This window comes from Spirillospora sp. NPDC049652, from assembly GCF_040675125.1.
In the GTDB taxonomy this organism is placed as follows: domain Bacteria; phylum Actinomycetota; class Actinomycetes; order Streptosporangiales; family Streptosporangiaceae; genus Spirillospora.
In genome coordinates, this window is the sequence record NZ_JBFAOF010000809.1 from 1 (window position 1) to 3,364 (window position 3,364).

General features: G+C 74.3%; 2 protein-coding genes. One reads left to right on the top strand and one right to left on the bottom strand.

Annotation, left to right across the window (positions count from 1 at the left end; translation table 11 throughout):
• Positions 1-2,427, top strand: a 2,427-nt coding sequence (locus AB0J52_RS33015; RefSeq protein WP_500186774.1) for a S8 family serine peptidase, incomplete at its 5' end; no start/stop codon positions are given.
• A 73-nt stretch (positions 2,428-2,500) separates the two neighbouring features.
• On the opposite strand, the gene AB0J52_RS33020 is transcribed toward AB0J52_RS33015, so the two are convergent.
• Positions 2,501-3,364, bottom strand: an 864-nt coding sequence (locus AB0J52_RS33020) for a hypothetical protein (RefSeq protein ID WP_500186776.1), incomplete at its 5' end; no start/stop codon positions are given.

Consider the following 3,364-nt stretch of genomic DNA (forward strand, 5'->3'; position numbering starts at 1 on the left):
GCGTCGCCCGCGCCCGCCACCAAGATCGACGCGGAGGTGCGCGCCGCCTACGCCAGGTCCGGGACGGCGGACGTCTGGGTCCGGATGTCCGGACGGGCGGACCTGTCCGGCGCGAAGAAGATCAAGGACCGCGCCGCGCGCGGCCGGAAGGTCATGGACGGCCTGCGGGCCGAGGCGGGCACGACGCAGGCGCCCGTCCAGAAGGAGCTGAAGGCCGCCGGGCTGACCGGCCGGTCCTACTGGGCGACCAACGCGATCCACGTCGCGGACGCGCCCGAGAGCGTGGTGCGGAAGCTCGCCGCGCTTCCGGGGGTGGCGGAGATCCGCCCGTCCAGGACCTACAGGCTGCAGAAGCCGGTCGAGGCGGCGAAGCCCAAGGCGAAGGCCGCCGCGGCGGCCGGCGTCGCGTGGGGCGTGGCCGACATCAAGGCCGACCAGGTCTGGTCCCAGACGGGACGGCACGGCGAGGACATCGTCGTGGCGAACGTCGACTCCGGCGTCGAGTACGAGCACCCCGCGCTCGTCCGGCAGTACCGGGGCAACAACGGCGACGGGACGTTCAGCCACGACTACAACTGGTACGACCCGTCCGGGACGTGCAAGACCGCGGGGCCCTGCGACAACAACAAGCACGGCACCCACACCATGGGCACGATGGTCGGCGACGACGGCCAGGGCAACCAGGTCGGCGTCGCGCCCGGGGCCAAGTGGATCGCCGCCAAGGGCTGCGAGACCGACGGCTGCAGCGACACGAGCCTGCTCGCCTCCCTGCAGTGGATGCTCGCGCCCACCGACCGCAACGGCCAGAACCCCGACCCGGCCAAGCGCCCGGACGTGGTGAACAACTCGTGGGGGTCGCAGCCGTCCACCGACCCGCTGTTCGAGGACGTCGAGCTGGCCTGGGACGCCGCCGGGATCATGGGCGTGTGGGCCAACGGCAACGACGGCCCGAACTGCGGGACGGCCGGCGCGCCCGGCAGCCGCACGATCAACTACTCGGTCGGCGCGTACGACGCCCAGGGCAGGATCGCGTCGTTCTCCAGCCGGGGGCCGGGCCAGGACGGGCTGGTCAAGCCGAACATCTCCGCGCCCGGCGTGGACGTCCGCTCGACCGTGCCCGGCGGCGGGTACGGCTTCCTGAGCGGCACCTCGATGGCCACCCCGCACGTCGCGGGCGCGGTCGCGCTGCTCTGGTCGGCGCGTCCGGAGTACCGGCGGGAGCTCGCGCGGACGCGTGAGCTGCTGAACATCACGGCCGTGGACACCCCCGACGCGCAGTGCGGCGGGACGCCCGGGAACAACAACGTCTACGGCGAGGGCCGCCTCGACGTCCGCGCGGCGGTCGAGACCGGCGCGACCGGGCTGGGCGAGCTGTCCGGCACCGTCACCGACGCCTCGTCCGGACGGCCCCTCGCGGGCGCGACCGTGCACGCGGCCGGGCCGATGGACCGCTCGTTCACCACCGGCGCGGACGGCGCGTACCGGTTCCGCCTGTCCGCGGGCGACTACCAGGTCAGCACCGCGGCGTTCGGCTACGTGACCGGCACGACGACCGTCACCCTCGTCAAGGACGGCACGCTCACGCAGGGCTTCGCCCTCGCTCCGACCCCGCGCGTGGCCCTCACCGGCACCGTCACCGACGGGTCCGGGAAGGGCGGCGGACTCCCGGCGACCGTCGTCGCCGAGGACGGCGGCGGCCACACCTGGTCGGCCACGGCCGACGCGTCCGGCGCGTACAGCCTGTCGCTGCTGCCCGACCTCGCCTACACCGTCACCTACACCGCGACCGTGCCCGGCTACGACCCCGCCACCCGCGAGATCACCCTCGGCGGCGCCGGGAGGACCGAGGACGTCGGCCTGACCGTCGCGCTCGCCTGCACCGCCAAGGGCTACCGCGTGGTCCGCGACGGCGCGACCGAGCCCTTCGACTCCACCCGCGTGCCCAGGGGGTGGCAGGTCACCAACGTCGACCCGGGCATCCCCAACTACGCCTACCAGCCCGGATGGGAGTTCAACGACCCCGGCAAGCGCGGCAACCGCACTGGCGGCAGCGGCGGCTTCGCGGTCGTCGACTCCCGGCACACCGGGTTCGGCCACGTCCAGGACACCTACCTGACCAGCCCGACCATCGACATGTCCAAGCGGACCAAGGCCACCGTCGAGTTCGCCCACGACCTCAAGCCCGCCATCAACTCCACGACCGCCGTGGACGTGAGCCTCGACGGCGGCCGGACCTGGACGAACGCCTGGACCGCCAAGGGCTTCCCCGGCGCTCCCGGCCCGTCCGTCCAGGTGGTCCCGATCCCGCAGGCCAACGGCAAGGCCGGCGTCCGGTACCGGCTCCACTACCGGGGCCAGAACTCCGGCTGGTGGGCCGTGGACGACGCCTTCGCCGGCGACCGCTCCTGCGTCCCGTCCGCCGGCTGACGCACCGCCGCCGAACCGACCCGACCTCCCCGAGGCGCCCGGACGACACCGTCCGGGCGCCTCGCCCGTCCCGTCACCCGAACGGCTCGGTGGTCCCGCCGCCCGCGGGCAGGGGAGCCGCCTTCCGGACGAGGGCGATGAGCTCGTCCTCGCTCCGCGGCGTGTTCGGTCCCGGGACGGCGAGCGCGCGCACGTAGTAGCGCCCAACGGTCACCCCCACGGACCGGACGCCGGCGACTTCGGTGGGTGTGGGGAGCTCGTGCCGTTCCGCGCTGGAAGGATCGACCTCGATCCAGATCCTCTCCCATTTCCGGGGGCTCCGGCCGACGAGGGTCACGCCGAAGCCCCGCGTGCCGGATTCGGTCGAGAAGGCGTGCAGTTCAATCGGTTCGAACTGCTCCAGCGGGCCGTCGAAACGCAGCGGGAAGCGGACCGGCCGCGGGTTCTCCGCGAAGCGGGCGTTCGCGGCGATCGTCGCGATCCGCGCGGGGTCCCGCGTCACCTCCGGCCGCACCGCGAGGACCGCCCAGCGGGCGGGGGCGTACTCCCAGGCCATCTCGGCGGACGGCCCGCTTCCGGGCCGGGCCAGCCAGACGGACGCCTTCCCGCGCAGGACGGGCCCGGGCGTCCCCCGGGAGACGCCGCGCGTGGTGACCGTCAACTGGATCGGCGCGTGGAGCTGCAGCCTGGTGAAGCCGGGTCGCGCGGCCGACACGATCGTCACAACGCCGTCGGAGGCTCCGGCGGTGCGTATCCCGTACTCCCGGTAGCCGTCCGGGAGCCAGCCGAACGAGGCCACCGCCGGCAGGGCGCGCACCTCCCTCTGGGACGCGTTCTCACCCGGGATGGACGGCGCGGTCTGGGGCGGCGGCGCGTGGTGCGGGCCCGCGCGTCCCAGGGAGTAGGAGGCGCCCGCGACCGCCGTGCAGGCCGCCAC